The sequence below is a fragment of the Nocardia sp. BMG111209 genome, assembly GCF_000381925.1.
GTDB lineage: Bacteria > Actinomycetota > Actinomycetes > Mycobacteriales > Mycobacteriaceae > Nocardia.
In genome coordinates this window covers 171,061-197,317 of sequence record NZ_KB907308.1, presented here as the reverse complement: position 1 = coordinate 197,317, position 26,257 = coordinate 171,061, and the positions used below count along the sequence as shown (strand labels likewise).

29 protein-coding genes are annotated in these 26,257 nt (G+C 65.4%); 14 read left to right on the top strand and 15 right to left on the bottom strand.

Going from position 1 to position 26,257, the window contains the following annotated elements:
• Positions 1-42: 42 nt before the first annotated feature.
• Complete coding sequence (locus tag G361_RS0124335) at positions 43-636, bottom strand: chloramphenicol phosphotransferase CPT family protein (protein ID WP_019929726.1); 594 nt, start codon at positions 634-636, stop codon at positions 43-45.
• 272 nt (positions 637-908) lie between these two features.
• Here G361_RS0124335 and arfB point away from each other — a divergent pair, with 272 nt between their 5' ends.
• Complete coding sequence (gene arfB / locus G361_RS0124330) at positions 909-1,337, top strand: alternative ribosome rescue aminoacyl-tRNA hydrolase ArfB (RefSeq protein WP_019929725.1); 429 nt, start codon at positions 909-911, stop codon at positions 1,335-1,337.
• Between the two features lie 436 nt (positions 1,338-1,773).
• On the opposite strand, the gene G361_RS48510 is transcribed toward arfB, so the two are convergent.
• On the bottom strand, positions 1,774-2,979 hold the full coding sequence (locus G361_RS48510) for a WD40 repeat domain-containing protein (protein ID WP_196814628.1): 1,206 nt from the start codon (positions 2,977-2,979) through the stop codon (positions 1,774-1,776).
• Positions 2,972-4,189, bottom strand: a complete 1,218-nt coding sequence (locus tag G361_RS50485) for a hypothetical protein (RefSeq protein WP_196814627.1) — start codon at positions 4,187-4,189, stop codon at positions 2,972-2,974. The genes G361_RS48510 and G361_RS50485 overlap by 8 nt, the downstream gene beginning before the upstream one ends.
• A gap of 851 nt (positions 4,190-5,040) precedes the next feature.
• Between G361_RS50485 and G361_RS0124310 the strand changes: the two genes are divergently transcribed.
• Together G361_RS0124310 and G361_RS0124305 are read left to right on the top strand one after the other, a co-directional pair.
• A complete protein-coding gene (locus tag G361_RS0124310; RefSeq protein WP_019929721.1) occupies positions 5,041-5,883 on the top strand; it encodes a helix-turn-helix domain-containing protein in 843 nt (280 codons plus the stop codon).
• Positions 5,884-5,956: 73 nt separating this feature from the next.
• Positions 5,957-6,571: a dihydrofolate reductase family protein gene (locus G361_RS0124305; RefSeq protein WP_019929720.1), complete on the top strand. Its 615-nt coding sequence runs from the start codon at positions 5,957-5,959 to the stop codon at positions 6,569-6,571.
• Positions 6,572-6,755: 184 nt separating this feature from the next.
• On the opposite strand, the gene G361_RS0124295 is transcribed toward G361_RS0124305, so the two are convergent.
• On the bottom strand, positions 6,756-7,037 hold the full coding sequence (locus G361_RS0124295) for a hypothetical protein (protein ID WP_155981763.1): 282 nt from the start codon (positions 7,035-7,037) through the stop codon (positions 6,756-6,758).
• A 251-nt stretch (positions 7,038-7,288) separates the two neighbouring features.
• On the bottom strand, positions 7,289-7,699 hold the full coding sequence (gene tsaA / locus G361_RS0124290; RefSeq protein WP_019929717.1) for a tRNA (N6-threonylcarbamoyladenosine(37)-N6)-methyltransferase TrmO: 411 nt from the start codon (positions 7,697-7,699) through the stop codon (positions 7,289-7,291).
• A 766-nt stretch (positions 7,700-8,465) separates the two neighbouring features.
• Between tsaA and G361_RS0124280 the strand changes: the two genes are divergently transcribed.
• Complete coding sequence (locus G361_RS0124280) at positions 8,466-8,726, top strand: hypothetical protein (protein ID WP_019929715.1); 261 nt, start codon at positions 8,466-8,468, stop codon at positions 8,724-8,726.
• A 152-nt stretch (positions 8,727-8,878) separates the two neighbouring features.
• Here the strand turns inward: G361_RS0124280 and G361_RS50480 are convergent, their stop codons facing one another.
• The 3 genes from G361_RS50480 to G361_RS0124265 form a co-directional block, all read right to left on the bottom strand.
• Positions 8,879-9,043, bottom strand: coding sequence for a hypothetical protein (locus tag G361_RS50480; RefSeq protein WP_019929714.1), 165 nt, complete (start codon positions 9,041-9,043; stop codon positions 8,879-8,881).
• Positions 9,040-10,185: an IS701 family transposase gene (locus G361_RS0124270; RefSeq protein WP_026343433.1), complete on the bottom strand. Its 1,146-nt coding sequence runs from the start codon at positions 10,183-10,185 to the stop codon at positions 9,040-9,042. Before G361_RS0124270 ends, G361_RS50480 begins: the two co-directional genes overlap by 4 nt.
• Before the next feature lie 575 nt (positions 10,186-10,760).
• On the bottom strand, positions 10,761-11,708 hold the full coding sequence (locus G361_RS0124265; protein ID WP_019929712.1) for an AraC family transcriptional regulator: 948 nt from the start codon (positions 11,706-11,708) through the stop codon (positions 10,761-10,763).
• A gap of 73 nt (positions 11,709-11,781) precedes the next feature.
• Between G361_RS0124265 and G361_RS44785 the strand changes: the two genes are divergently transcribed.
• Entirely contained in the window at positions 11,782-12,489 is a 708-nt protein-coding gene (locus G361_RS44785; RefSeq protein ID WP_231387090.1) for an SDR family NAD(P)-dependent oxidoreductase, read from the top strand.
• Complete coding sequence (locus G361_RS51145; protein WP_231387089.1) at positions 12,456-12,689, top strand: hypothetical protein; 234 nt, start codon at positions 12,456-12,458, stop codon at positions 12,687-12,689. Before G361_RS44785 ends, G361_RS51145 begins: the two co-directional genes overlap by 34 nt.
• A gap of 706 nt (positions 12,690-13,395) precedes the next feature.
• Here G361_RS51145 and G361_RS0124255 read toward each other — a convergent pair.
• Together G361_RS0124255 and G361_RS44780 are read right to left on the bottom strand one after the other, a co-directional pair.
• The gene (locus G361_RS0124255; protein ID WP_155981762.1) at positions 13,396-13,839 is read right to left on the bottom strand and encodes a hypothetical protein; all 444 of its coding nucleotides are present in this window, start codon (positions 13,837-13,839) and stop codon (positions 13,396-13,398) included.
• Between the two features lie 558 nt (positions 13,840-14,397).
• A complete protein-coding gene (locus G361_RS44780; protein ID WP_196814625.1) occupies positions 14,398-15,552 on the bottom strand; it encodes a tyrosine-type recombinase/integrase in 1,155 nt (384 codons plus the stop codon).
• A gap of 159 nt (positions 15,553-15,711) precedes the next feature.
• Between G361_RS44780 and G361_RS0124235 the strand changes: the two genes are divergently transcribed.
• Positions 15,712-15,948 (top strand): hypothetical protein, encoded by a 237-nt coding sequence (locus G361_RS0124235; protein ID WP_019929707.1) that lies wholly within the window; start codon positions 15,712-15,714, stop codon positions 15,946-15,948.
• Positions 15,949-16,186: 238 nt separating this feature from the next.
• On the opposite strand, the gene G361_RS49695 is transcribed toward G361_RS0124235, so the two are convergent.
• The 3 genes from G361_RS49695 to G361_RS0124220 all read right to left on the bottom strand — a co-directional run bounded on the left by G361_RS49695 (position 16,187) and on the right by G361_RS0124220 (position 19,236).
• On the bottom strand, positions 16,187-16,609 hold the full coding sequence (locus G361_RS49695; RefSeq protein WP_155981761.1) for a hypothetical protein: 423 nt from the start codon (positions 16,607-16,609) through the stop codon (positions 16,187-16,189).
• A gap of 800 nt (positions 16,610-17,409) precedes the next feature.
• Complete coding sequence (locus G361_RS0124225) at positions 17,410-18,300, bottom strand: alpha/beta fold hydrolase (protein WP_019929706.1); 891 nt, start codon at positions 18,298-18,300, stop codon at positions 17,410-17,412.
• A 321-nt stretch (positions 18,301-18,621) separates the two neighbouring features.
• Entirely contained in the window at positions 18,622-19,236 is a 615-nt protein-coding gene (locus tag G361_RS0124220) for a hypothetical protein (protein ID WP_196814624.1), read from the bottom strand.
• 267 nt (positions 19,237-19,503) lie between these two features.
• Here G361_RS0124220 and G361_RS0124215 point away from each other — a divergent pair, with 267 nt between their 5' ends.
• The 6 genes from G361_RS0124215 to G361_RS0124190 all read left to right on the top strand — a co-directional run bounded on the left by G361_RS0124215 (position 19,504) and on the right by G361_RS0124190 (position 22,983).
• A complete protein-coding gene (locus G361_RS0124215) occupies positions 19,504-19,995 on the top strand; it encodes a hypothetical protein (RefSeq protein ID WP_019929704.1) in 492 nt (163 codons plus the stop codon).
• Positions 19,996-20,084: 89 nt separating this feature from the next.
• Positions 20,085-20,303: a hypothetical protein gene (locus G361_RS0124210; protein ID WP_155981760.1), complete on the top strand. Its 219-nt coding sequence runs from the start codon at positions 20,085-20,087 to the stop codon at positions 20,301-20,303.
• Between the two features lie 93 nt (positions 20,304-20,396).
• Positions 20,397-20,789 (top strand): VOC family protein, encoded by a 393-nt coding sequence (locus tag G361_RS0124205; protein ID WP_026343429.1) that lies wholly within the window; start codon positions 20,397-20,399, stop codon positions 20,787-20,789.
• A gap of 112 nt (positions 20,790-20,901) precedes the next feature.
• Positions 20,902-21,375 carry a hypothetical protein gene (locus G361_RS0124200; RefSeq protein WP_019929701.1) on the top strand — a complete coding sequence of 158 codons (474 nt, stop codon included), beginning with the start codon at positions 20,902-20,904 and terminating at the stop codon, positions 21,373-21,375.
• Between the two features lie 82 nt (positions 21,376-21,457).
• Positions 21,458-22,507, top strand: a complete 1,050-nt coding sequence (locus tag G361_RS0124195) for a MauE/DoxX family redox-associated membrane protein (RefSeq protein ID WP_081635556.1) — start codon at positions 21,458-21,460, stop codon at positions 22,505-22,507.
• Between the two features lie 131 nt (positions 22,508-22,638).
• Entirely contained in the window at positions 22,639-22,983 is a 345-nt protein-coding gene (locus tag G361_RS0124190; protein ID WP_019929699.1) for a hypothetical protein, read from the top strand.
• 56 nt (positions 22,984-23,039) lie between these two features.
• On the opposite strand, the gene G361_RS0124185 is transcribed toward G361_RS0124190, so the two are convergent.
• Both G361_RS0124185 and G361_RS0124180 read right to left on the bottom strand, forming a co-directional pair.
• Positions 23,040-23,828, bottom strand: a complete 789-nt coding sequence (locus tag G361_RS0124185; RefSeq protein WP_019929698.1) for an oxidoreductase — start codon at positions 23,826-23,828, stop codon at positions 23,040-23,042.
• A gap of 84 nt (positions 23,829-23,912) precedes the next feature.
• Entirely contained in the window at positions 23,913-24,488 is a 576-nt protein-coding gene (locus tag G361_RS0124180) for a TetR/AcrR family transcriptional regulator (RefSeq protein WP_019929697.1), read from the bottom strand.
• A 344-nt stretch (positions 24,489-24,832) separates the two neighbouring features.
• On the opposite strand from G361_RS0124180, the gene G361_RS0124175 reads away from it, so the two are divergent.
• Positions 24,833-26,251, top strand: a complete 1,419-nt coding sequence (locus G361_RS0124175) for an FAD-binding oxidoreductase (RefSeq protein WP_196814623.1) — start codon at positions 24,833-24,835, stop codon at positions 26,249-26,251.
• The last annotated feature ends 6 nt before the right edge of the window (positions 26,252-26,257 follow it).

The following is a 26,257-nucleotide window of genomic DNA, read 5'->3' as shown; positions in this document are numbered from 1 at the left end:
CGCGGCCGTCCCGCCGCTCCCGTCGTCTATCGGATGAGGTTCCTACCGGGCGAGTTGCCTGCGGAGTACGGCTCCGGCCAGTGTTTCCGGCGTTGCTTCGGTGCTGTCGACGGTCATGTCGTAGGTGGCGCCGTGATCGTGAACCATGCGGAAATGTCCTCGTGCGAGCCCGATCGGGTTGCGGCGGCCGCGTTCGCGCTGTTCGGCAACCGCGAGCGGGCATGTGACGCACACCAATAGCACCTCCAGGCCGGACAACGCGTCCATCCACTTCTCCAGCAGATCCGGGGTCAGCAGCATCTCGTCGATGACCAGGTCGTCGCCTCCGTGCGCGAATGCGGCGGCCGCGATTCGGGCGGACCGCAGCATCCGACGTCCGACGTCGCCGTACCGGATGACCACCGATGGGTGCCCATCGGCGCCGCCCGTACGGTCGTACCAGAAACCGTCGCGGCTGAGCGGACCGTCGCGTCCCCCACCCCAGTTCGGCGGCACCAGGCCGAACAGCGTGTCGATACCCCAATAGACGATCGGGGTATCGCTTTCGTCCTGGATGGCTCGGGCGAGGGTGGTCTTGCCCGCACTCGATGTCCCGTTGAGGAAGATCACCCGGCCCGGGCGGCCATCGGTCCGCATCCGGTGACGGTATCCGCTCCCCGATCTCCCGCGAACGACGGCTCATCGACTGTGAGCCGCCGGCGATCGTACGACGCTCTGCCCGTTGATCTTCCGAGGTGCCGCGCCGGCTGTTCCGATCAGCGCGGTCAGCGGCAACAGCGCGCTCGGCAGGTCTGCTCGTTACACGGCGCCGAGGTCGTCGCTATCGTGAACGACAAGGTCACCATTCAGTCGCCACCGGACCGACACGGCCCGGTCGGCTCGCGGATCGGAAAGAGCGGCGTCGGATCATGGCAGAGGACCTGACCGTGACCGGGGTGCTGGTGATCCCTGCGTCCGAGTTACGCGAGCGGTTCTCACGGTCGTCCGGTCCGGGAGGGCAGCACGTCAACACCACCGACAGCCGAGTGGAGCTGTCCTTCGACCTGGCCAACTCGCCGTCCGTGCCGGAGTCGCTGCGCACCCGGATGCTCGACCGCCTGGCCACCCGCCTGGTCAACGGCGTGCTCACGATCGTCGCATCGGAGCAACGCGCACAACTGCAGAACCGCGCCGCCGCCCGCGACCGCCTGGCCTCGTTACTGCGTGACGCCGCTGCCGCCCCGCCACCCGTCCGCCGCGCCACCAAGCCCTCGCGCGGAGCGAAGGAACGTCGCATCGCCGCGAAGAAGCGGCGCGGCGTCACCAAACGCAACCGCCGCGCCTCCCCCGACGACTAGCCGACGGACAGCGCCACAGGTCGGGATATCGGCGGCACAGTCGTCGCCGAACCAGCCGGTGCTCCCGAGCCTCGTCTGCGCCGTCTCGCACGGCAGCCTGAGCAGGTACACCGATACACGCTGTCCGGCCGGCCCAGGCCCAAACCGCCCGAAATGCGGCATTGTGGGATATTCGAACTGGCCCTCAGCGATGATCGAGAGTGTTCTGCCCGTCGGGCGTGGTCGGCCATCCGGTGACCTGTGCCGAGATCATCTGGTCATGTGTGCTGTTGCGAACTCACCGGCGAGCATCGGCTTGTCGCCGCAATGGGGCTGCTGTACGGGGCAGGTCAGGTCACACTGTCACCCGAACGCACAGCAGCCCCGATCTCGATCAAGCGACCCGACTCCGTAGAAGCAGGGAACCTCAGTTCTTTCGCGATCCCAACCCCGCACATCAGGGCAACTGATGTCCTGTAGTCGGCGCTCGGTTCGGTGGGACCAATACGGCGTGCGGTAGATCGGAGCGTGCTCGGTCGCCAAGCGACACTGGAACTCTTTGGTCACGGACCTCCCACAACTGCGCTGTCGGGTCGTTTCCGCGAGTGGCCAGCAGCCGGCCATCCGGACTGAATGTTGCCGAATACATCCAGTCGGGAGTACTGATGTCGCCGACTATCTCCCAGGTTGTCGGATCCCACAACCGCGCCGTCGCGGCGCGCCAGGTCAGCACACGACCATCCGGGCTGAACACCACATGTTGGTCACTGGCGAGTATGTCATCGACCATTTGCCCAGTCGTCAGATCCCAAAGCGTGATTTCGACCCCGGTGTCACCGGCAACTGCCAGCAGACGACCGTCTGGACTGAATGCCACCTGCCCGGCACTCCAGCCGGTGTGTCCGTCGAGCGGGCCGCCCTCTGGCCGCCCGGTGGCCGGATCCCACAACCTCGCAGTCCCGTCGTCGCTACCGGTGGCCAGCAGACGACCATCCGGACTGAACGCCACCGACACCACCCACTTGGTGTGGCCGATGAGCGGGTCGCCCGTCGGCCGTCGGGTGGTCGGATCCCACAACCTCGCAGTCCCGTCACGGTGGCCTGTGGCCAACAGGTGACCATCGGGGCTGAACGCCACCGACCGCGACCCCACCTTGTCGGTTCCGATGAGCGGGTGGCCGACCATCCTCGTCGCCTGGTCCCACAACCGCACCGTGCCATCGCGGCCCGTGGTGGCAAGCAGACCGCCATCCGGGCTGAACGTCCCGAGCCATCTGGTGGCCAGGTTGTCGACCATCCGTCGGTCGGCCGGATCCCATAGCGTTATCCCGTCGTGGCTGCTGGTAGCCAGCAGGCGGCTATCCGGACTGAACGCTACTGACACAAAGTCGGTATGGGTGACATCGAGCGGATCGCACGTCGGTTGCCCAGTGGCTGGATCCCACAACCTCGTCGTTCCGTCGCGGCTGCCGGTGGCCAACAGACGACCATCCGGACTGAACGCCACCGACACCACCGACTTGGTGTGGCCTATGAGCTGATGTCGGCTGCTCACCACAGGTAGGTCTCCAGCTCCGTTCATGGCGAACTCACGCATCTGCTGCCACCGGTTGTCGCGTTTGAGTCCGGACGACGCACTCCGCGCTACTATCCCCTTATTCATCGCTGCCTCCGCCACAGTCGCCGCCAGCGGTCGGGACCGGTGTGTAGGACAGGTCGGTGTCCGGCAGCTCCGGGCCATCATCGGTGTCGGGGGCGGACTGGACCAGCGATTGGAGCTCACATTCCAACACATAGATCCTGTCCGCCTCTGCCTTGATTTCCATCAGGATTCTGTCGGCCTCTCGCCGCATTCCGTAATACGCTGCCTCTGGTGCGTTCAAGCCGATAGACACAGCATCGCGCTCTAGCGCGCTCAGTCGATTCTCCAGCCGTTTCAACGCATCCTCATACTCGTCCAAACGATTCGCCAGCTCCGCCTCTGTGAGGGGTTTTTTATGCTTATCTGCGCCGACGTTGTAGTGATACTTGATTGTAAACGCTTCCATCAGCGTGTAATCGCATGACCTCAACAGATCCAATGCGATATAGAAATCGGATGAGTCGGAGTGAGGTAAATCGGGATGGACATATCCGAAAACGATGCTCTTGAAATTTCGGCGGATCCGATCCTTCGTAGCCTTGTCGAGGTCATAATCGTCGAACCCGAAGCTTCCTATAGTCGTATCGCCTAGAGCGCGTACCGATACACCGCCAATTAGGGCCGTGTAAACGAGATCCGACGATTCGAGCACGGCTGCGACTTCTTTCTCGACCCCGTCCGCATCCAGGCCTCCGTTGTGTACCTTGAGTTGGATATCCCTGTATCCGGCCTCGAGACGCTCACGTTGGCCTCTACGCAGTTCCAGATCGCTTCTTCTGCGTAGGATCTGCTCATCGAAGGCTTTCTCGAACTTCTGCACCTGCTCTGCGCGGTCGCGGTATATGGACAGCACAGAGACCACCGCGCTTCGAGCATCCGCGATTTTTCTTACAACATCCGCGAGAGTATGTAAAGGCAGTGAGTTGTCGTCCATACGTGACGATCGAGCGTGGCGATCAGCATCCTCGCGGCGGTTCAACCACCAGCGCAGGCTCTTCTCCAGCTGATCAGGCGGAATGTCGGGATGAATGTACCGCAGGCAGACTGCGACGAGATCCCGGGTGATTTCCCTTGTCGGCAAGCGATGGTTCTGCCCAATCGCTTTGCTAACAGTGGACCCGTCGACATGGGCCTCACGGGCCAGCGCCTCTGCTTTGCCTGCGCCTGCTGCCTTCGCTTGGTCGACCAGATCCCGTAGCTGCCGCTTGAATTCGGCAACCTTGTTGGTCATCGCTGAGCTCCAGGCCTTGGTCGAAGGATCAGCTCGGCGACCTCACCTGCCGTCAGTACCGCAGCGACAAGGATCTCTACCACCGCGCGAGGTGCAACTCCTAGCCCGATCAGCGTCGTCATCGATGCGACAACGATAATGAGGATGACCACCCTTGCCTGCAGTTGCCGCGGATCCCAGGGGTAAGGTCGACGGAGAACATCGAGCATTGTCGATACCAGTCTTTCTCGTGGTGCAGCTGAAGCTTTGATGGTGACCAGCGTTCCACCGTCGCCGCGCACCGCGCCAGTCCTGGCCGGTTTCCAGAAATTTCGCCTTCGGTCCCGCGAACCCGTAGCCGGCAGCCGCATATGTCTGCGCTTCTTGCTTCGTGACACTTGGGCGGGACCTCGCCGCTCATTCCCCTGATGAAACCTCAACACCGCACCGTGTTTGCCGAAAGATTCCAACCGGTCGCCTTATCTGCGAGGCAGGCTACCTCCTGAGTGCAACCGCCGGTAGACCGGCAACCTGTCGACGACCCTGCCCGCAGAATCGCTCTGGGCCAGTTTGCCGCCGGGACAGACCTCTCTCGTGAGACCTTTCCGAACATCCGGTAATCGGCATGAGCGGATACCCCTGTGGCGCAACAGGAGCAGCCCGAAATTCGGTATGAGCGGATTGCGAACGGGCACAGGCACTTCGCGCGACCAGCGGCAGACGAGTGCGTTCGGCGACGGTTAGGGGATGGCGCGGTCCGCCGGCGAGGGAGGCTCCGTCGGCGGTCCCAACCCGCGCCGGAGACCGTACTGGATCGCGTCGGCTGTGCCGGTGTTTCCTGACGTTGCTACCGGGATGCGAGACACTGGAGTATGCGCTACACAGGCCGGGTTCCCGGCCCACCGCTCGATCGGTTCATCGACGACATCTATTGTCTGTCCGGGGTGCCACGTTATCGCCGCGTGCTCGTTCCTCCGATGCCTTCGGCGCATTTGTTCATCAATCTCGGCGCCCCGGTCCAGCTGTCTGTGCCCGACCCCGCGGTGCCGTCCGCGACTCTGGTCGACGGGTGGTTCATGGGGTTGTGGACCGAGCGTTTTCTGTTGGAGTATCCGGCCCGTGTGCGACTGGTAGGAGTGCATTTCAAGCCCTGGGGACTTTCGGCGTTCACCGGCATTCCGGCGCTCGAACTGCGGGATCGCTATGTGCCCGTCGACGCGGTGTGGCAGCGCGCGCTGGAGCGAATCCGCGGTCGCCTCGGCGAGCTCGGCGATGCCGCCGACGCGCTCGACCTCGTCGAGCAGGAGTTGCGGTCGCGTCTCGTGGAAACCCGATCAGACACTCTCGACCTGGTCACGCAGGTGGGGACACGGTTGGAGAGGTCCTACGGTTCGGTCTCGGTCGCGGCGCTCGGCGACGCCGCCGGGGTGAGTGGCAATTATCTGACCACACAATTCAAATCTCATGTCGGCGTCACACCCAAACGCGTGGCCCGCATCTATCGTTTTGCCCGCCTGATCCTGTCCGTCGACGCGCGCGGTCCGGTCTATTGGACCGAATTCGCGCACTCCGCAGGGTATTTCGATCAGGCGCACGCCAGCAAGGAGTTCAAGGACTTCACCGGCCACACCCCCACCGACTACCTTGCGCTGCGGCGCAGATTTCCGGCCCAGGACCGATTCCCGCCGGATGCCGGGCCGATGCCGATCGAGTGATTTTTTACAAGCGTGCGTACCCGGCGGTGCCACAGAATCGGAATCCACGCCCTATCGATCCGGAGGAGACCCTGTGAGCACGGTGATCATGCACAACGTGGTGTCGGTGGACGGCTTCATCGCCGACAAGAACGACGACGTCGGCCCCCTGCACGAGTGGTATTTCAGCGGTGACACCCCGATCACAGAACCCGCCGGCGAGCAGGACTTCGATCATTCCGGCATCGGAGCCGGATTCAAGGTCGCGCGTGCCTCGGCGGACTACGTCCGCGCCACGTGGGCGTCGATCGGGACGATCGTCATGGGCCGCAACCTGTTCGACCTGGTGAACGGTTGGGAGGGGCAGCCACCCGCGGGTGAGCACGTGGTCGTGGTCTCGCATCGCCCCAAGCCGCACGGTTGGCACCCGGAGGCCTCCTACCACTTCGTCGACAACATCCACGCCGCTGTCGCCACCGCACGAGAACTTGCCGGCGACCGCACCATCGCCGTCAACGCCGGACAGGTCGGCGGCCAGTTCCTCGCGGCCGGGCTGATCGACGAGGTCGCGATGGACGTGGTCCCCGTGGTGTTCGGATCCGGAAAACGCTTCTTCGGCGACATCGACGGCCAGCACCTACTGGAAGACCCGCACGTGGTCATTCAGGGCGAGCGAGTGCTGCACCTGAGGTTCGGAGTCAGGAAATGACTTTGTCGCCGATGTAGCGGACGAGTGCGGGTCGGCGGAGCACGAGATCGTCGTCGGCGAAGGTGACATCGAGATCAGAGGTGGGAGCCATCTCTCGACCAGCGGTATTACCGGATGTTCGCCGGAGTGAGCTCCACGGTCTGACGATGCTCATCGAGGAGGGGTCGGCCGAGTGGAGAGCTTGCTACGGGTCGATAGCCTCGAGCCGATCCAGTGCGGTTTGCACGCGTGCGGTGGCTGCCAATATCTCAGGGGTGTCGTCCAACGCGTCCAAGGCATCCGAGTGGACTTCGAGCGCGGCGTGCATGTTCTGTCGCATGCCGGCGGCTGTGTTCTGCGCCAGCTGAGCTTGGGTGATCGGATTGGCTGTTGTTCCGAGGACAGTGTCTGCCGCCAAGTTTGCTGCGGCGACGACGACATCCGCATTCTGGTTGGCGTTGGCGGGATGAGCCACGACAATCTCCATTGTTCGATCCGTGACCCTCAGTATGGGTGGGCACGAGGGGATCAGCGCCGTTACCTGGGTATCGTCGCTCGACACGCCGAACGACACGCTCGGGACTGCGTTCGACATCCTCCGGTCTGTATTCGGCATGAGCGGATACCGAACGGGCACAACCGCTTCGCTCGCTCAGCGGCATGAGCGGATGTTCGCCGGGTTCGGACGTCGTACACACGCGGAGTGCGCCGGGCCTCGATATGTTGCCTGTACGACTGTCAGCGCTGGTCAACCGGGCCGAGCACCGGCTTGATGTCCAGGATCGGCGTACCGTTCAAGGCCTCCAAGCCACGGACTCGCAGCCGGGTGCCTTCAGCGGCCAGGACGGTCACGGTGTGTAAACCGATCGGATTGGGACGGTCCGGTGAGCGGGTCGCGAAGACACCGGTCGGCGGTCGGGTGCGGTCGCCACGTGGATGCACCACCAGGGCGTCGCGGTCCGCACGGTCCAGCCAGGTGAGCACGACGACCCGATCTCCGACGGCGAGATCGGCGACGGCGGGCATCAGGCCCTCCTCGAGCACCAGATCGCAATCCGGCGCTCCCTCGTCACCCTGGCGCGGCGCTGCCGCCAGGTCGGTGAGTTCGGACTCGACTCGGCCGACCGGCCGCAATAGAAATTCGGTCATCTTCCAGGATTCTCCACGTCGAGTCGTTCCAGCTGGTCGTGGTCGGCCATCAGGTCGGTGGAGACGATCGTGCCATCTTCGATGGTGGAGCCGAACACCACCATTTTGCTTCCGATCGATCGACCATACCCGCTCCCGCAAGGCCTTTGGGATGGACTGTGTTTTCGCCGACCAGCCATAAGTAGGGGAGCCATGAGCGGATGTTCTGCGGCACAACAGATTTCAGGTTAAAGGTGGCAATACGGGACATTCTTGGGCGAGCCGAACTACTTCGGTAGTGAGGTAGCACAGCCGGAGCTCATTGATTCGGCGTGCCCGGATTGCTCACGGCGGTGCAACTCTGTTGCATTGCCCGCAATCAGGCCGCTGGTCGGCGGCCTCGGCTTCGATCGGCCCGTGACCGATCGTCTTCACGGCCCGAAGGTGCTCCGCACCGCGCGACTCATCCTTCCCGGTTGCCACCAAAAGGCGTGTCAGGTCACGGGGGACCGCGCGTCGGAATCGAGTGAGCATCCAATGGTCGAGAACCACGCCCGGAAGAACGCCGCGAAGGCTTACTCCCGCATCACCTGAGTCCGCTATCGTCACCGTCCTGCGCTCGGGGAGAATCGAGCCATGCCCGGCGTGTGACGGCACCGGATTGAAAGGCGGCCTCGCGAGCGAATTCCACCCACACGACCTCCGCCGCAGCCGACTTGTTCTCATCCCCGCCGCCTGTACCACCTGCCGGGGCTGCGGCCATGCCACGCACCACGAGTGTCCGCTGTTGCACGCCGGTGACACCTTCGCAGAGCTGGCCGGAGGCGCGGACGGTGATCGTGAGCCACGCTGCCGAACGTGTTACGACCGCCTGCACTATTTCGAGTGGGGAATCGGTGCGACGGAGTTGATTCCGGATACTCCGGATATCGCCGCGTACAAGGCTGCGCGTCGTGCCGGCGGCGAATCCGACGACTCGCGACTGCCCCAGGGCTACAGCCTGAACGTGCCCAACGGCTTGGAATACTTCCGCTACCCGTGTGATTGAGTCCCGGACAGCAGCGCCCAAGTGGTGCTCGACCCATCGGGTCTCCGCCGAGATCGGGCGACGCGGTAAGTCGCTTCCGCTGTGGTGCGTGGTGCGTGCGCGCCCAACAATAAGTCGGATGCTCACCACGCCCATTAGTACTGCAACGCCACTCAGGTGAGTGGGTGGCCGCGGCGTCGGTAGTGCGATAACCGGGCCTGGTGCTGTCGGCGGCGTCGCCAGTGCGACCATGCCCAGATGTGGTCGGCGTGATGGTGGCGGGTGAGCACGAACGCCACCAGCAGGCGGCGAATCTCCGGTAGCGTGAGCGCGATCATATCCTCGGCGCGGGAGTCGTTTCCCCTTTTGAGGCAATGGTTTTCGATGCCGCGAGCCAGGCCAGGGCGAGCATCGAGAGCGTGATGTGGGCGTACCAGGCCCGCCAGGAACGCACCTGGTAGTGGTCGAGCCCGGCCTCGTTCTTGGCCTGCTGGAAACATTCTTCGACATGCCAGCGCGAGCCGGCGGTCCAGGCCAGATCCACCAGGCGCGCTCGGGCCGGGCCGTAACACACGTAATAGGCGATCTCGAGTTCGCCTTTGCTGTTCGGGGTCAGTGCCCGCCGCGCCAGCAACCAGTGTCCTCGCCCAGCAGCCCAGCGTCCGTCGATCGGCTTTCTGGCCCAGTCGTATTCGCGGGGGCCGTGGGAACCGGCGCCGACCGACAGCCGCTGCCACGCACGAACCGGCAGTCCCGCGATCAGCGCGTCGGCGCGGCCGGTCCGCTCGGCGCGGGTGGCGAACCGGTCGTCGCGCCGGGTCGCCATCACATGAAACACATCATGGTCTTCGAGCCATTCCCGTAGATATCCGGCCTGACCGTAGGCTTCATCCGCGGTGAACCAGGCGAACGGCACGTTCGCGGCCAACGTCCGTTCCAGCATCGCGATCACCTGCCGCGGCTTGGTAGCGAATTCGACCTCGTCGGGGATGTCCGCGGCGCGGCAGCGATCCCGGTCGGTGGTCCACGACTCGGGCAGATACAGCTCCCGATCGATCAGGGCATGCCCACGCGGGGAGGCATACGCCAGGAACACCCCGATCTGACAGTTCTCCGTCCGTCCCGCAGTGCCGGAGTACTGGCGTTGCACCCCAGCGGATTTCACGCCTTTCTTCAAGAACCCTGTCTCGTCGGCGATGAGCACACCCTCCCGATCGCCGAGGTGCTCGACCACGTACGCACGGACCTCGTCGCGGACACCACCGATGTCCCAGTCGGCCTTGCGAAGCAACCGCTGCATCCCGTTCGGGCACACCTCACCAGCACGCTCGGCCAAAGTCCAGCCGTTCTTGCGTTCCAGGCCCGCGACCAGCCCGGCCACGTACTCCCGCGCCCTCGCACGCGGTTCGGACCGGCAAAACCGGTCCCCGATCCGTGCCATCAACGAATCCAGCTCGACCACCAGCCGATCCAACATCACCCGACAGGTCTACCAGCAGCGATCCACACGAGTGACGTTGCAGTATTAGTAGCTCGACCCTGCGATGGCTGAGCCGGCCTGGCCTGGGCCTATCGAGGTCACGGTGTCTTATGTCGTACCGTCAGCGGCAATCGCTCTCGTGTGACCAGGGACTGCGTACTACGCGCCGAGCGAGATGCCCGCATATCTGCAGTTCCAGATGCCCTGTGGCCTAGTACATCTGGTGGTCGGCGCGCTCGGCGGCATTATCGCGCACTCTCGTGTGCCAGCACCGAATGCCGGGCGCCCCACACCGTGCCACGCACGGCCTCCATCCACTCTGCCCGGGACGTCTCGGGAGTGGACATGAGACCGCTCGGGATGACAAAGCCCGTCGCCTGACAATCGGGGCGAAGATGACCACCCCACTCGGGTCGACGTTCGCGATCCAGGCGGAACTCACCGAGGCGGGGCCGGGTGGTCGGCAACGGTGACCACGATGAAGGATCCCAGCTGCGCTGATTGCCCCAGTGCGTCGGGTCCGGCGGCACACACCGGGCGAACGAACCGCCTGGGTGGGACGACGGGCATGGTGCTCATGAGGTCCATGCCGGACCGTTCTCCGCGGTTGGTCGTTCTCGGCGTATACGGCTGCGGTAGCGCAGCGGGGACTCGCCCACCTCTCGTTTGAACGCTGTGCTGAAGGCGCTCTCCGAGGTGTACCCGAGGTTCGCGGCGAGGAAGCCGATACGGGTGTCGTCTTCTCGGAGTGCGCGTTGGGCCAGGACCATGCGCCAGCTGTTCAGGTAGGCGAGCGGTGGTACGCCTGCTACGGCTCGGAAGCGTTCGGCGAATGTGGTTCGCGACATCGACGATACGCGGGCGAGGTCGTCGAGGAGCCATTGCTTGCCGGGTTCGGAGTGCATGCGGGTGACGGCGGGGCGTAGGCGCTCGTCGGTCAGTAGGCGCAGTTGTCCTGGGGGCAGGGCGGTGTGCTCGAGGTAGGCCCGGAGGACCTCGAGGATCAGCAGTTGTGAGTATTGGCGGACGGCGAAGTCCGAGCCCAGTTGCCTGCCGGTCAGTTCGTCGACGAGTTGGTCGGTGATGGCGCGCAGCCGCGCGGAACCGGGGGCCGCTCCTCGGACGTGACCGACCGGTGGCAGGGCCTGCAGTAGAAGTGCCTGGCCCGCCGCGTTGAGCAGGATCCGGCCGCCGATCACGAGATCGCCGTCGCTGCCGGCGGCGTCCAGAGCGCCTGCCAGGTCGATGACCTCGGGCTCGATCTCCAGCGGGGGGCCGCCGCCCGCTCCGCCTTCGAGTTCCAGGTGGGAACGGCCGTTCAGGATCGCGACGTCGCCCGGCTCCAGCTGGAGAGGTGTGTCGAGGCCGTCGGCGGACAGGCGCGCCCGACCGCGCACCATTACCGTCAGCTTGAGCAGGCTGCTGCCATGTGCACGCGCCACCCACGGGCCCCGCGCAGCGAATAGGCCCGTGACCTGCCCTCGTGCCTCCACGATGTCGAAAACCTCGGACAGCTCATCCATGGCCGGACTATCGCAAAGAAAAGGCGGATCGTCAAGCATTGTCCGTACGGACGAGGAGGGGCAGGGTGAAGGCATGACCACTGAACAGCAGCACCTGATCGGCACCCCGTTCACCGCCGCGTCGACGGCCGACGACGTGCTGGCGGGAATCGATCTGACAGGCCGGAACGTCGTCGTCACCGGCGGCGCGGGTGGCCTCGGGCTCGAGGCCACGCGGGCGATGAGCAAGGCAGGCGCCACGGTCGTGGTCGCCGCGCGCAACCCCGAACAGGCTGCGGCGAAGCTCGCGGGCGTCGAGCGCGTCGAGATCAGCAGGCTGGACCTGCTCGACCCGGCGTCGATCGACGCGTTCGCCGCACGCTACCTCGAGTCCGGACGGCCCCTGCATGCCCTGATCAACGGCGCGGGCAACACCTACGGCACGCTCGTCCTGGACGCCCGCGGCTACGAGAGGTCCTTCGCCGCGTTCCACCTCGGCCACTTCCAACTGACTCTCGCCCTGCACCCCGCACTGCGGGCCGCACACGGTGCCCGTGTCGTCAACGTGTCGTCCGGTGCCCACCGCACCAGCGACATCCGGTGGGACGACTTGCACTTCGCCCGGGCTACGACGGAAACCTCGCGTACGGGCAGACCAAGACCGCCGGTGTCCTCTTCGCCGTCGAGTTGGACCGTCGCTGGGCGGCCGAGGAGATCCGCGCCTTCTCGGTTCACCCCGGCATCTCCATCGCCTCGAACCTGGCCCACATGGAGCAGGGCACCTTCACCATGGACCAGCTAAAGGCCATGGAACTCGTCGACGACCACGGACAGCCGATCATCGACCCCGCGCACGAGAAGAAGACACCTGAGCAGGCCGCCGCGACGATCGTGTTCGGCGCCACCAGCCCGCTGCTCCACGGCATCGGCGGGGTCTACCTCAAAAACAACGACGTCGCCCCCCCTCGACCCCACCCCCTGGGGCCCCACCCCGGTCGGTGAGAAGCCGATCATCATCTCCGACGCCGCCCCCCCACGCTCTCGACCCGAAGTCCGCCCAGCGACTCTGGGATCTGAGCGAAGAGTTGCTCGAGGGCTGACCACCGCACAGGCGCGCCGCGCCGCGACGGTTGGTTGCAGATCCATCGCCGGCTCAACTCGCGCGGGAATGAAGATCGACGGTGTTTGCGATCGAACAAAGCTCGAGTCAGCGGCCCCTGGTGACGCGACCATCTGATCCGGCCCCTGGAGGGGAGACCACCCATGTAAGAGTTGAGGCCGACTGACCGTCAGATAGCGTCCCGTGGAGTGGTGGACTTCGGACCAGCAGCGTGAATGCAACAAAACCCCGAACCCACACAGCGGGTTCGGGGTTCGATTTCCTGATCGTGCATCAATCCGGCTGGCGACGGCCGAATCCGCTTCGCTCGTCAACGTTCCCCACGAAACCCGCTGGTCGGAAGCGACAAGTGTAGCGGTTTCGATCTGATTGCGATTTGCGAGCACAGCCAGAGTCGTTGCCGTCATGGCATCCTATAGCCGGGACACACCCCACTCGGACAACAACATCCGGTAATCGGCATCAGCGGATGTCCGTACAGTGCAACGGGATTCACTCGACCAGCGGCATGAGCGGATGACTCGAGAACCTCGCGACTGCGGGCCCGTCTTCGCTGTTGCCAATCAAGTCGTGAACGACTCGGGAGTATTAGTCATCCGGCCGGCCCGGTCCACCGGAGGTCAGCTGATCGACGTGGAAGGCGGTGAATCTGACCAGCGGGATCAATGCCACCGCTCTGCTCAGAATGAAGAAGCAGCCGAAGACGATAACTGCCATGACCCAGGAGAGCCATGCTGGCGTGGTATCGAACATGAGCGCGACCAGCGACAGCGTCTCGCCGAGAAGAAAGACTGTCCCGAGATTCAGGAAACGGCGCTGCCACCGTTCGAACTCCTTCGACGCGTCCGCCGACGCCTGCGCCGCGGCCTGTCGTGTCTGCCCTAGCAGGCGCCGGACCGTGAAGGAGCGTTCGAACGGGCGCAACTGACGCCTCGTCGCGAGGTTCGTGAGGTAGCCGAACTCGATGACCAAGGCTATGAGCAATGCGGGCAGCACCTGCGCCGTCGTGCCGAAGAAGGAGCCGCTCACCACGATGTCGAGCCTAGCGCCGATGCGTCGTCCAGAGGTCCTTTCCTACCTGCTTGCTCGACCTGCCGTCGAGACAAGACTGAACACTGTCGGGGAACCGATCCCATGGCCGTGGCGGATAGACGCTGTAGTCGGCAGATGGGCGTGTTCTGCGTGATCTGTTGCCTGGCCGAATGTCTACACTCGACAGCGTGAGCGTGCGCGGACGCGAGGTTGGTGTGTGAAGGATCCGTTGTGGGAGCGGCTGTCCGCTGATCTTCGAGTTCGGGTCGATGAGCTGATCATCCAAGACCGCAAGGTGTTGGCCGTCAAGGAGATTCGGGACATCCTCGGTGATCCTCGACCGGGTATCAACGAATGCCTGGATCTGCTCGCCGAGCGGTGTACCGAGCTCGGGCAGCCGTGGATCAGACCGACTCCGCCTCTGAATCACGAGGATCTGGCCGACAAGGTAGCGGAACTGCCCGAATGTCCCGACGCGATCGAAGCGGTCTGGGACGGCGACACTTTCGGCTGGGCAGTCTGCCTGGTCGCCGTCATGCGGAGCCCTCGCGCCGAATATCATCTCGCACAGATCCGGCACGGCGGCGACATCCGGATTTTCAACGGCGAAGTGCCTCCGTATCCGGAGGCGCGAGAGGCCACCTCCGTCGGCCTCGCTCTCGCCGAAACCCTGGGTGTGCCGTTCCATTTCGCCAGTCCGGACAGGCCGGAACTAGATCTCCCGCGGTGGTTGGACAACCGAGAGTAGGCGGATCGCTGGTCGGCGGTCATTGTTCCCGTCCGCTCATCGGCATGCAGGTTTCTCGATTTGTCATGTGCCGGAGGCCATGTAGGCGACGAGGATGTAGTTGGGGTGGCGGTCGAGGTTCGTGCGGGCGCGGTCGTAGCGCATCGTCGTGCGTGGGTCGGCGTGGCGGGCCGCGATCTGAACATCGCGCAGTCGCCGGCATCGAGCATGGTGGTGACGAAGGTGTGCCGCAGCATGTGCGGGTGCATCCACGGCAAACGCACCACCGCCACCCGTGCCAGCAGCCGTAGGCAGCAGGTGGCGCAGTGCCGGTCCATCCGCCGACCGCGGGTGTTGAGCAGGATCGGATCGTGGACCCGGTCCCCGCAGGCCCGGTCGATCGCGCGGCCGACCGCCGGCGGTAAAGGCACCAGCACGACCTTGCCGCCTTTGCCGGCCACGCGTAGTACCCGGTGGCCGTGTTCCTCACCGACGTCGGCGATATCGGTTTGGCAGGCTTCGAAGATGCGTAGTCCGAGCATGGTGACCAGCGCGAAGTCGCTGGGGTGGAGCGAGTCTCGGGCGGCGGTGAGCAGCGCTTCGAACTGTAGATGTGAAAGTCCGAGTGTGGGTGACTCGTTACCGACTCTTGGTCGGCGAATGTATTCCGCCGGTGAGTGTTCGAGGACTCCGTCGATGACGCAGGTGCGGTAGAGGCCGGTGACCACGGCGGTGCGGCGGGCCACGGTGGCGGGCTTGTACCGGCGGACCTCCTGCATCCACCGCACATATCGCTCCACGTCCGCCCGTACGACGGTCAATGGTGTGAGTTGCCGTTCGGTGCGGCAGCAGATGTAGATGCGCAGGTCCGAGGTGCAGTGGATGCGGGACTGTCCGGTGTAGCGGGCGAGATTGGCCGCGCAGGCCAGCCGCAGTACGAGATCATCACCAGCGAAGGCGACAGCGACGTCGATCGAGGTATCCATGAACCACGATGCCCGCAAGCACGCCAACCGGACACACCAATCGCGGCATTGCCGCTCACTTGTGCTGACTATTGTCAGCTGTCGTGGGACTGCCCGATACCGTAGTATCGGGCCTGGTTACCCCGGTGTGGCCGAGTGAGCGAACGGCGGAGGCGAAGTATGACCGACGAGGAGATCGTCGTCTCGTTCGCCCTGATCAGACTGGATGACTCGAACCGCGACCTCGATCTGGAAGACGTTGCCGCCCTGGTAGTGCGCCGGCTAACTCCCGATCAGGTGCTCGACCTCGCCACCCGCAATCTGGCTGCGCGAAATGAGCTACGGGGAGCGTTGTTCGAATCGGCGGTCGAGCACGTGCTCAGGACCGTCCTGACCGCCCGAGGGCCCGTCGACTGACGGATCGACGCAACAACAGCGGGCGCCGATGGTAACCCTATTCGCGGGTGGACACCGACGGCCGAAGTACGCTCATCGGCCTGAGCAGATGTTCTGCGGCACAACAGATTTCGTTCGGAATGCGGCATGAGCGTCGGTGGTGTTCGGCCCGGACCGTGCTGTCGTGGACGCCGTCCGCAGCCGGGTCACCGCCCCTTGGGCGAGGGCTGGAGCGTGATGGTCGGTCTCGGTTGCGCTGCTACTCCCGTCGCGGACCAGGAATCACGATCGGCAGCCGTGCGCCGGCGTCCTGCGCGGCGAGGGCACCGAAATAGCACAGCACCGCCGTGGTGACGAGTGCGAGGAACACCCCGGCCGACGGGCCGGGAGACGCGAGCTGCGGGACGCCCATACCGGTGGGGCGGCTGATCGTATCGATCAGCGAAATCAGCGTCAGCACAAATGACGCGAACCCGCCGCCTGCCAGCAGCAACAGAGTCTTCGGTTGCGCAGCAACAGCTTTGACGATCACCAAGGCGTAGACGATGCCGACCGCGACCGCTATCAGTGGCCCGATCCACCAGAATCGATGCCAGGCGCTCGCCGATGCGGACACCGTGTACCCCATCGACGTGGCGGAATCGGTCCACCACGGCAGAAGGCTGGCGATCAATGTCGACACGGCAGCGCCCAGCGCACCCCATTGGGCGATCGAGCCGTTTCGCAGCGCCGCTTCGATCTGGCCGGTCGCCGGTCGCCGGACCGATTGCGTGGCATCGACTGTTGCGTCGGTCGGATCCTCCAGCCACAGTTGCCACCCCGGTGGTGGGGGCGGCCAGCTCGGGTCGGGTGACCATGATGCATCGGGTTCCCAGCCCGGTGGCGGGGCCGGCCAGGTCGGCGGTGGATTGAACCTCACGGTAGCTCCTGATCTGTTGTTGCCCGCGCACCGAAATGCCGGCAGGGCGTGAATGGCGCACCGTCGGTGAGAAATCCCTCCGAACTCGTCGGGAAGTCGTTGCCGCGCACCGCACCTGCTCACGTCCGGCCGCTGGCCGGCGATCCGTGACCGGCTTGCCGGCCGCATCGTCGGGCATCGGTCCTGTCCACCGAGACCCTCGACAATCAGGTGTGCCCCGAGCAACCCCTGCCGGTCGAGCCCACCGTACACACATCCACACCCCCGTGCCGGAGCATTCGCGACAACCGGACACGCCACCGCGCGAGGATCGCAGCCCGCAATATGCAGTGTGAAACATACTGGACTGCAACGGGATTCGAGTCGATCGATCGACCGACCAGTCCGTGGCGTGGTCCGCTGCGGGTCAAGGATCTGGTCTTCATCGACCGATTTCGAACGCACGGTAGTCGGCATGAGCGGATGTCCGTACAGTGCAACGGGATTCACTCGACCATCGGCATTGCAGCGCATCATTGCCGAGGTGACGAATGCGTCGCCGCAACCGATCCGGTTGCGGCGTCTTACTCTGTGCGCGTCAAAAAGCTCAGAATCGCTTCTGTCGCCGCCTGTGGCTGATCCTGCACTAGGAAGTGCTTCGCCCCGGCGATCGTCTGCCGCTCGACAAGGTCGGCGACCTGCGCGATCGAGGCGTGGGAGAAGTCACCGAACCCCTGTTCGGCGGCGAGCGAGAGTACCGGGAGGGCAAGCCTTTTCACGGCGAGCTTGTCGCGATTGACTTTCGCGTCGTCGAGCAGTGTCCGGTAATAGTTGAAGCTCGCCACGAGGCCGCCTGCCGCATAGCTGCGCGCATATTCATCGATGTCGGCCGGCGTCAGCGCGTCCGGGTGCAGCGTGCCGCGGCGGTAGAAATACTCGATGAACGGCCGCTCGCGTCCGGCGACCAGCACCTCGTTGATCCCCTGGGCCATGTTGAAACCCATGTGCCAGCTGCCGCCGTGGGCTACATCCATCGCCGCTTCGAGGCCGAACCCCGGAACAGCGCTCTCGATGAAGATGAAGTCGCGCACATCCGCCGGAAAGCTTGCCGCATAAGCGAAGCCCACAGGCCCGCCCAGGTCCTGGACGACGAGGTGAATGCGGCCGAATCCGAGCGTTCGCATCAGTTCGTGCAGGTCGGTTGCGACCGTTACTTTGTCGTAGCCGACGGCGGGGCGCTCGGAATCACCGTAGCCGCGCATATCGGGCGCAATCACGGTGAACCGGTCTGCCAGTGCCGGAATGACCTTGCGCCATGCATACCAGGTCTCGGGCCAACCATGAAGCAGGAGAACCGGATCGCCGCTGCCGGCGATCACGTAATGGAGCCGTACGCCGTTGACTGTCGCATAGCGTGATTCCGCTCCATCCGGCACCGGCGCGCGCAATGCCGGCCGGCCGTCACCGGGCTGCATGAGCGCGCCGGGGCACCGTCGAGATCGCCATCATGTCCGCTGCATATATGCGACGCGATACCGGCATGTCAGTACCGCCTCCTCGGAAACGTCGAGCGTCAACTGATCGTCGCCGAGCATAGCGGCTCCACGACGCACGTGTCATGGACACGTTCGCGATCATGCACGACCGGTCGCCCGATGACAACATCCGGAACGCACGCGACTCGGCATGAGCGGATACCGTGCTGCGCAACGGGATTCGCGCGAGCAGTGGCAATCGAGGATGTTCGGCAGCCGAGTTGACGAGTGCGGAGGTGGGCCGATCGGTGGAAGCATCCGCTACCGGAGCCGAGGATCGGCGAAGGTCGAGTTGTCGATGATGACGTCCATGAAAGGCAACGGTTCCACTTCGGCGAGGTAGATCTGTTCGGCCGGTAGGTACCGGTCGCGGTGGATCGTCTCGTCGTTGTCCCGCTCGGCGCCGCGGCTGACCGAAATCTCGGGGGACACTTCCAGCCAGATGCGGAAGTCCCAGTATTCGTTGATCTCCGGGCGGAACGCGAAGACGCCGTCCACGATCAGTACCGCATCGTCGTCGGCCGCGGTCAGTACCGAGGCATGATCGATCTGGGTCAGAGGGTCGATCGCGCACAGCGCGCACTCGCCGGAACCGTTGGGGCCGAACGGTTCGAACAGCAGTGCCCGAACGCGCGGGTAGTCGAAGGCGTTGCGATAGTAGCCTTCTCCGGACTCGCGATCGTAGCGGTGCCGATCACGCCAGGGATTCTTGAAATCGTCCAGACTTGCCCGCAGCACGGGCCGTCCGGCTCGGGCGATTCGTTCGGCGAGTTCGTGGCCGAAACTGGTCTTACCCGAGGCGGTCAATCCGTCGATGCCCACTGTCAGCCGATGGTGACCCAGTGCCAAAACACGTTCGGCGACTTGATCGATCAATGCGGCACGCTCGGGTGAAGCAGGCAGGGGAACAGGTTGTTGCCAGGTCGAGACCGAACGATGAATATGCCCCCTTGCCCCCTTGCCCCCTTGCCCTCATGCCCTGAGCCTAGCCGGTTCGCCGGAACCGGTGTCGGCAAGTGAGCGCTCCGGACCGAACCTGTTACGCCAGCGCCTCGTGATCACTCGCTCATCGGCATGAGCGCGTGTTGAGAAGTGTTGTCGGCCGGTAGGTTCGGACATTCGAAGAAGGATAGGGTTCCGGCCGTGGGACATTCGATTACTGCGCTCATCGTTCCGGGATCGGTCGATGCCGATGCGGCGATCCGATGGGACCTGGTGCCGATCCCGCTACACCACGGCCTGAGTCTGCTCCACCTGACGCACTACTACACCATGTATTGGCAAGCGGCACTCGGTATTACCGAACATATCGAACCGTCTCCCGAGGTCCCCATACTCTTCCCGACAGAAGGCGTCGTGCGGGTCATCGCAGCCGATCTCTCGGCTCGGCCCGATCCCAGCTTCGCCGTGGTGTACACGGATTACCACGCGGGCGTCGGCGATCAGTGGGCAGCCACCTGTACCGCTGGTGGCACGATCCGCTCGGCCTCCGATATCAACGCCGCGCTGCGCATGCTCGGCATCACCGGCGCACCGGGGTTGGACGAATTCGACACCGTCGGGCTCGGTGCCCACCGATCGACACCCGAATACCTCGACCGCTACATCGGCCTCTGCGACGAGATGGGTCTGTGATCCGGCCCCGCGCCGACACCTCGGCGACCAGCCACATGCCGAGCGCTTTCCTGACCAGCGTTGTCCGACAGAGTATTACCCTGATCTCTGTGTCCGGGTTCAGGAAAGGCGAGAGACTCGCGGTGTTCGGGGGCGGCGCCGTCTTCGGTGGATTGATGCTCGTCGTCGCACCCGTCTGGCTGGGCTGGGAGTTCGGCGGCCGATTCGGGCTCGTGTGTGGAATCGGCGTGGGGATCGTGGGGTTGCTCGCATTGCTCGTCGGGGGAGGTCTGTTGTGGGCGATGTCCCATGACAGCGATGGCAGCTGAACGTGTTTCCGTTCGTCCTCGATGTCGATGGCAGCGCGGCATTCTCGGTGCTGGCTCGCGGCAGCTGTGGCCTGCGCGCAATACGGTGGCATCGTGCATGTGGAATTGGTGACGATCGTGGTTGCGGAGTACGACCCCGCCATCGACTTCTTCGTCGGATGCCTCGGTTTCGATCTGATCGAGGATTCGCCGTCGCTCACGAATGACGGGCGACCGAAACGGTGGGTGGTTGTTCGGCCACCTGCCGGTTCGACCGGAATCCTCCTGGCCCGAGCCGATGGGGACCTGCAACTCCCGGCGATCGGCAACCAGGTGGCCGGCCGCGTCGGGTTCTTCCTCCGTGTCGAAGACTTCTCCGGGGCGTACCACCGAATGCTGTCTGCGGGAGTGCGATTCGTGACCGAACCCCGAGACGAGCCTTACGGACGGGTCGCCGTCTTCCTCGACATATCCGGCAACCGGTGGGATCTCCTCGGCCCGTCCTAGCCCACGACGGCGTGACCCGGCACGAACCTGGGATCGGTAGGGCGGGAACGGTTCCTACCGTCTTCGCATCGGCCCGCTGTGCCGAACCGGGACTCGACACGGAGGAAACATCATGAGAATCAGCCACATCGCGGCGGTACTGGTGTCGATGGCGGCCGCGACCGGAGTCGCGGCGGCGACGGCGAACGCGGAAACGGTTGTCGCGCCGCCCTCCTCGGTCGCGGCGGCGCGCCCCGTCGATGCCATGGACGACTACGAGAGCGCCATCGCCGACGAACAGAATCAGGAGAATGCGGCGGCCGCGAGTGCGGGACTGGCCGGGGCCGCGATCGGTGTCGTGCCGGGTTGTGTGTTCGGAGCGCTCACCGGTGTGGCCCTGCCGCCGATCGAGCTCGTGACCATTCCCGTCGGATGCCTGTCCGGGGCGCTGGTGGGGGCGGGGATCGCCGCCGGTATCGCGACGTCGAATATCGAGTCGGCCGACGAGCCCGGGATCTGGCAGAAGTGCCTCGACGCGATGCCCGTGTGGGCCTGCCAGATCCAGCAACAGCAGCGGGAACAAGCGCACGACAACGACGACGACTGATCCGAGCGCGGGGGAATTTCGACGGTCGTGCCGGCAGCGGACGGGATCGGTCGGCTGGGCCTGTGCTGTTTCGCCTCCGGGAATGCTCTTCTCGTGGGATGGTGCCGGGATGCTGATCGAATGCGGAGTATGGGTCTCTAGGTTAGCTGTGGCCGGGGTATTCGGACTTTCTGCGGTCGGGAAGTTGGCCGATCGGACCGCGACGGCCGAGGCGGCGCGCGAGTTCGGGGTGCCGATCCGGTGGGCCGCGGCTGTGGCGGTGGGGCTGCCCGTGGTCGAGGGGGTGATCGCGGTGGGGGTGCTTCCGGGGCGGACCGCGGTCGCGGCGGCCGGTGGTGCGGTCGCGCTGCTGGTGGTGTTGACCGCGGCGGTGGTGCGGTTGCTGGTGCGGGGATCGCGGCCTGCGTGTGCGTGTTTCGGGGCGGCCAGTGCCGAGCCGATCGGGGCGGTCACGGTGTTTCGGAACGTGATGCTGGTGGTGGTGGCCGGTGTCGCGGCGGTCGGTTCCGCGCTGAATCCCGGCGTGCCGGGGGTGCTGTCCGTGGCGCAGTGGGGTGGGTCGGCGGTGATCGCGGGCCTGATCGCCTGGCAGGTGTGGACCCAGGGGCGGGTTACGGCGTTGCGCCGGCAGGTGGATCGGCTCGCGCTCGCGGATCTCGGCAGGGAGGGACTGCCGGTGGGTTCGGCGGCGCCGGAGTTCGAGTTGGCCGATACCTGTGGCGGTCGCGTCGGCCTGACCGAGCTTGTGGCAGAAGGGCGTTGGCTGCTGCTGGTGTTCGTGCACCCGGAGTGTGAGATCTGTGCCGCGCTGGCGCGGGAGTTGCCGCGGTGGCAGGCGCGGCGGGGCGGCACGCTGACGATCGTGGTGGTGGGCAACGGTGATGTCGAGCGGTACGCGGCGTGGGGACGTGAGCTCGGCCTCGGTGAGCTGGCGATTCTCGTGCAGCAGGGTAACGAGGCGGCGTTGCGCTATCGGGTGCGGGGAACGCCCTCGGCGGTGCTGGTCGGCCCGGACGGCCGGATCGCGGCGCCGGTGGGCCGGGGGCCGATGGCGATTCGTGAACTGATCGTATCCGCGAACGGTGCGGTGGCGCAGCGTGGTTCGGGATTGGAGCGTAGCGGCATGCCTTGACGGCTGCCCGGTCCGCGACACGCCGATACGGAGTTCAAGTGGCGCAATGTTTTCCGCGTGTCGGTGGATGCTGTGCGGTTACTCTTGGATTGCTACTCAGTCACTGTCCGGCTTGTTCGAGGGAGAAAATCATGACCGATTTCGCCTTCACCGATTACTCCGGCAAGGAGTTCATCATCCGGCTGACCAATGAGCAACGTATCGAGGAGGCGCGGCGCATCCTGTCCGGCAGGGAACAGATGTCCGTGCACGTCATGGGCCGCATCCGCAAACGGCAGGCCGAGTACAACCCGGGATGGACCTTCCACCTCGATCCCGACACCATCTCGTTCTTCACGGTCGCCATCGAGGTCTGCGATTCGAGTATCGAATACACCGAGGACCATCTCGACGAGGCGTGCGGCGCATTCCTGCCGGGCTGTTTCTGGTGTCCGTGGTCGTCCAAGCTGACCAGAGAACTCCCGGCCGCCGCGTAGGCGGCCGTCCCGGATCCGGGCGGGGTGGCGTCGGCGGGCGGCGCCACCCCGATTCCCTAGACGGTCTTCACCGTGCCGCCGTCGATGATGTGATCGGCGCCGACGATATTGCCCGCCCGATCGGAGACCAGGAAGGCGATCAGCGCGGCGACCTCCTCCGGTTCGCTGATCCGGCCCGAGGCGACACCGAACCGCGTCGCCATCGAGGCGATCAGGTCCTCGTGCGCAATACCTTGTGCAGCAGCCACTTTCGCGCCGAAACCGCCGGGGGCGAGCCACAGCGGCGTGCCGACCGGGCCCGGCGAGACCGTGTTCACCCGTACACCTCGCGGGCCGAACTCCTCGCTGAGTCGTTTGCCGAGATTGGTGAGCGCGGCCTTCGCCTCGCTGTAGCCGACCGGTCCGCCGGCCGGCAGGTGCGCGTTGATCGACGACACGTTGACGATCGCCCCGCGCCGCTCCAGCAGGCTGGGCAGCGCCGCCCGGGTGGTCCGGACCGCGCTGAACAGGTTGAGGTCGAACAGCTTTCGCCACTGCACGTCATCGATGTCGAGGAATCCGCCCAGGCGCAGTTCGTCGGCGTCACCGCCGCCGACGTTGTTGACCAGGATGTCGATCCCGCCGAGTTCGGCCAGTGCGGCGCCGATCACCGCGGTGGCGCCTTCGGCGGTCGACAGGTCCGCGGAAACGGTTGCCGCGCTGACCTTTTCCAGCTCCGGGGAGATGGTCCGGGCCGCGCCGAGTACCCGCACGCCCTCGGCCGCCAATGCCTGTGCGACGGCCAGTCCGATGCCGCGGCTCGCGCCGGTGACGACGGCGGTGCGACCTTCGAGTCCGAGATCCATGGAAATGTCCTCTCCTGTCCGAAGTATTTGACTTCGGAGTCAATAATTAGGGTGCAGAAAAGGCCGCCGGTCGGCGGCCGGTGTTCAGAGGGTGGTCAGTGCGGTGTCGACGATGCGGTGCAGGACCGGTGCGTCGTAGACCCGCGCCATCACCCGCAGGCCCACGAGGGTGTTCATCAGGAATTCGGCGGCGGCCCGCGGATCGGTCTGCGGATCGAGGTCGTCCTCGCGGGCGGCCCGCTCGAGCCGTTCGGTCAGCGCCGTGACCACATGCTCCTGCATCTCGCGTACGGCGCGGTTGATGTCGGGATCGTGGCCGGCCAGTTCGGTCGCGGTGTTCACCGCGAGGCATCCGCGCCGAATCGGTTGTGCCACATCGGTATCGGCGAGGTCGTAGAGGAAGGCGCGGATCACCTCGCGCACCGGCCCGGGGCGGTCGAGGAAGTGCAGGGCGTTCTCCCGGCCGAGCCGGTCGTAGCGGGCGACCGCCTGTTCGAACAGCTGCCGCTTACTGCCGTACGCGTGGTAGAGGCTGCCCTTGCCGATACCGGTCGCCTCGGCGAGCCGGGCCGGCGAGCTGCCGGCGTACCCGTACGTCCAGAACACCTCCATGGCCCGCTGGACCACCGCGTCCGGTTCGAAGTTGCGCGGCCTGCCCATGGCGGCCACAGTAATGATTGTCGACTCGCGGGTCAACAACTGGCCGCGGACGCCGGACGGCTTGTCCGGGTTGGTGATCGAGCAGGCGAGCGAATCCCGAAGGGCGAGGCCGGCCTTCGGGAACTTCTCAGCACAGGGGACCGGTTCGACAACCGTTTCGTGGAAAGTCCGGCCTGGCAGCGCGGATGACCCCGCCGCCGTGCCGGGACGTTCTGACCGAACAGCCTGCCGGGAACTCCTTTCGGCAACTAATCTGGAACAGAGGTAAATACGACGGGAGAACAGGAGGGGTCGAGATCGACACCACCTACACCGCCTTCCCGCGCAGCATGTTTCTGCGGGGAATGCTCGGGATCGCAGTCGCGGGAGGTGCATCGGCCGCCGGATTCCCTCTGGCGCACGCGGATCCGAGCCCGTCGACGTCGGCGGCGGCCGCCAACGCGAATTGGGCCGCGTTGCAGCGGCGGGTCCAGGGCAGGGTCGTCCTCGCGCGCGACGAGGACTACGCGGCGGCCAAGCAGATCTTCAACACCTATTACGATGCCGAGACCCCGGCGGCGGTCGTGCAGGTCGCGAACACCCAGGATGTCTCCGCCGCAATGGCTTTCGCGGCCGAGAACAACCTGCGGGTGGCGGCCCGCTCGGGTGGGCACTCGTATCTGGGCGTCTCCGCGGCGACCGGTGTGATGATCATCGACCTGCGGCGGATGCGCGACGTCAGTTATCTCGACGGCGCGGCGGTGGTGGAGCCCGGACTCACCCTCTACGACGTGTACGGCGCGCTGGATCGGTTCGGGCAGATGATCCCGACCGGCATGTGCCCGATGGTCGGCATCGCCGGGCTGACCCTCGGTGGCGGACTGGGTTTCGAGTCGCGGCGCTACGGTATGACCTGTGATCGGCTCACCGCGGCGACGGTGGTGCTGCCCGACGGCCGGGTGGCGGAGGTGTCGAAGACCTCGCATCCGGATCTGCTGTGGGCGCTGCGCGGGGGCGGCCACTTCCTCGGCGTGGTCACCTCCTTCACCTACGCGACCTGTCCGGCGGCCGCGAAAGACCTTGTGCAGGTGACCTTTCCCGGTAATCTGGCGGCGCGGGCGATCGCCGGGTGGTCGTCGTGGGTGACCACGGCCGATCGCAGTCAGTGGGCCGACATCAGCGTGGACGCCGACGGTGAGGGCGGACTGCGCTGCTGGCTGCAACTGGTGGTACCCGCCGGTACCGGCGCCGCGGCCACCGCCGCGCTGGCGGAGGCGGTGGGCACCGCACCGCTGACGGTCGAGAGCCGCACGCTGTCGCATATGGAGACCGTCACCTTTCTCGCCGGTGGCGGCGGTACCGAACCGCGATCCGGCTTCGCCAACGGTTCCGACGTGGTCCGCGAACTCACCCCGGAGGTGATCATGGTGATCGTCGAGGCGATCACGATGTTCTCCCGGTCCGGCCACACCGGCTGGGTGCAGATCAACTCCCTCGACGGGGCGGTGCGCGACACCACACCCGACCAGGCCGCCTTCCCGTGGCGGCATCACGCGGCCTTGGTGGAATGGGGTGCCTACGAACCGAATCCGCCGGAGGAGTCCCGGGCCTGGATCTCCGACGCGCACAAGCTGATTCGGCCCGCCTCCGCCGGTGCGTACGTCAACTATCTGGAGCCCGGCGATCGCGTCGAGCGCTACTTCGGCCGTAATTACCAGCGCTACCACGATATTCGGGGCCGCGTCGATCCGGACCGCCGCATGCACAGCCCGCTCATCGGCTGATCGCGT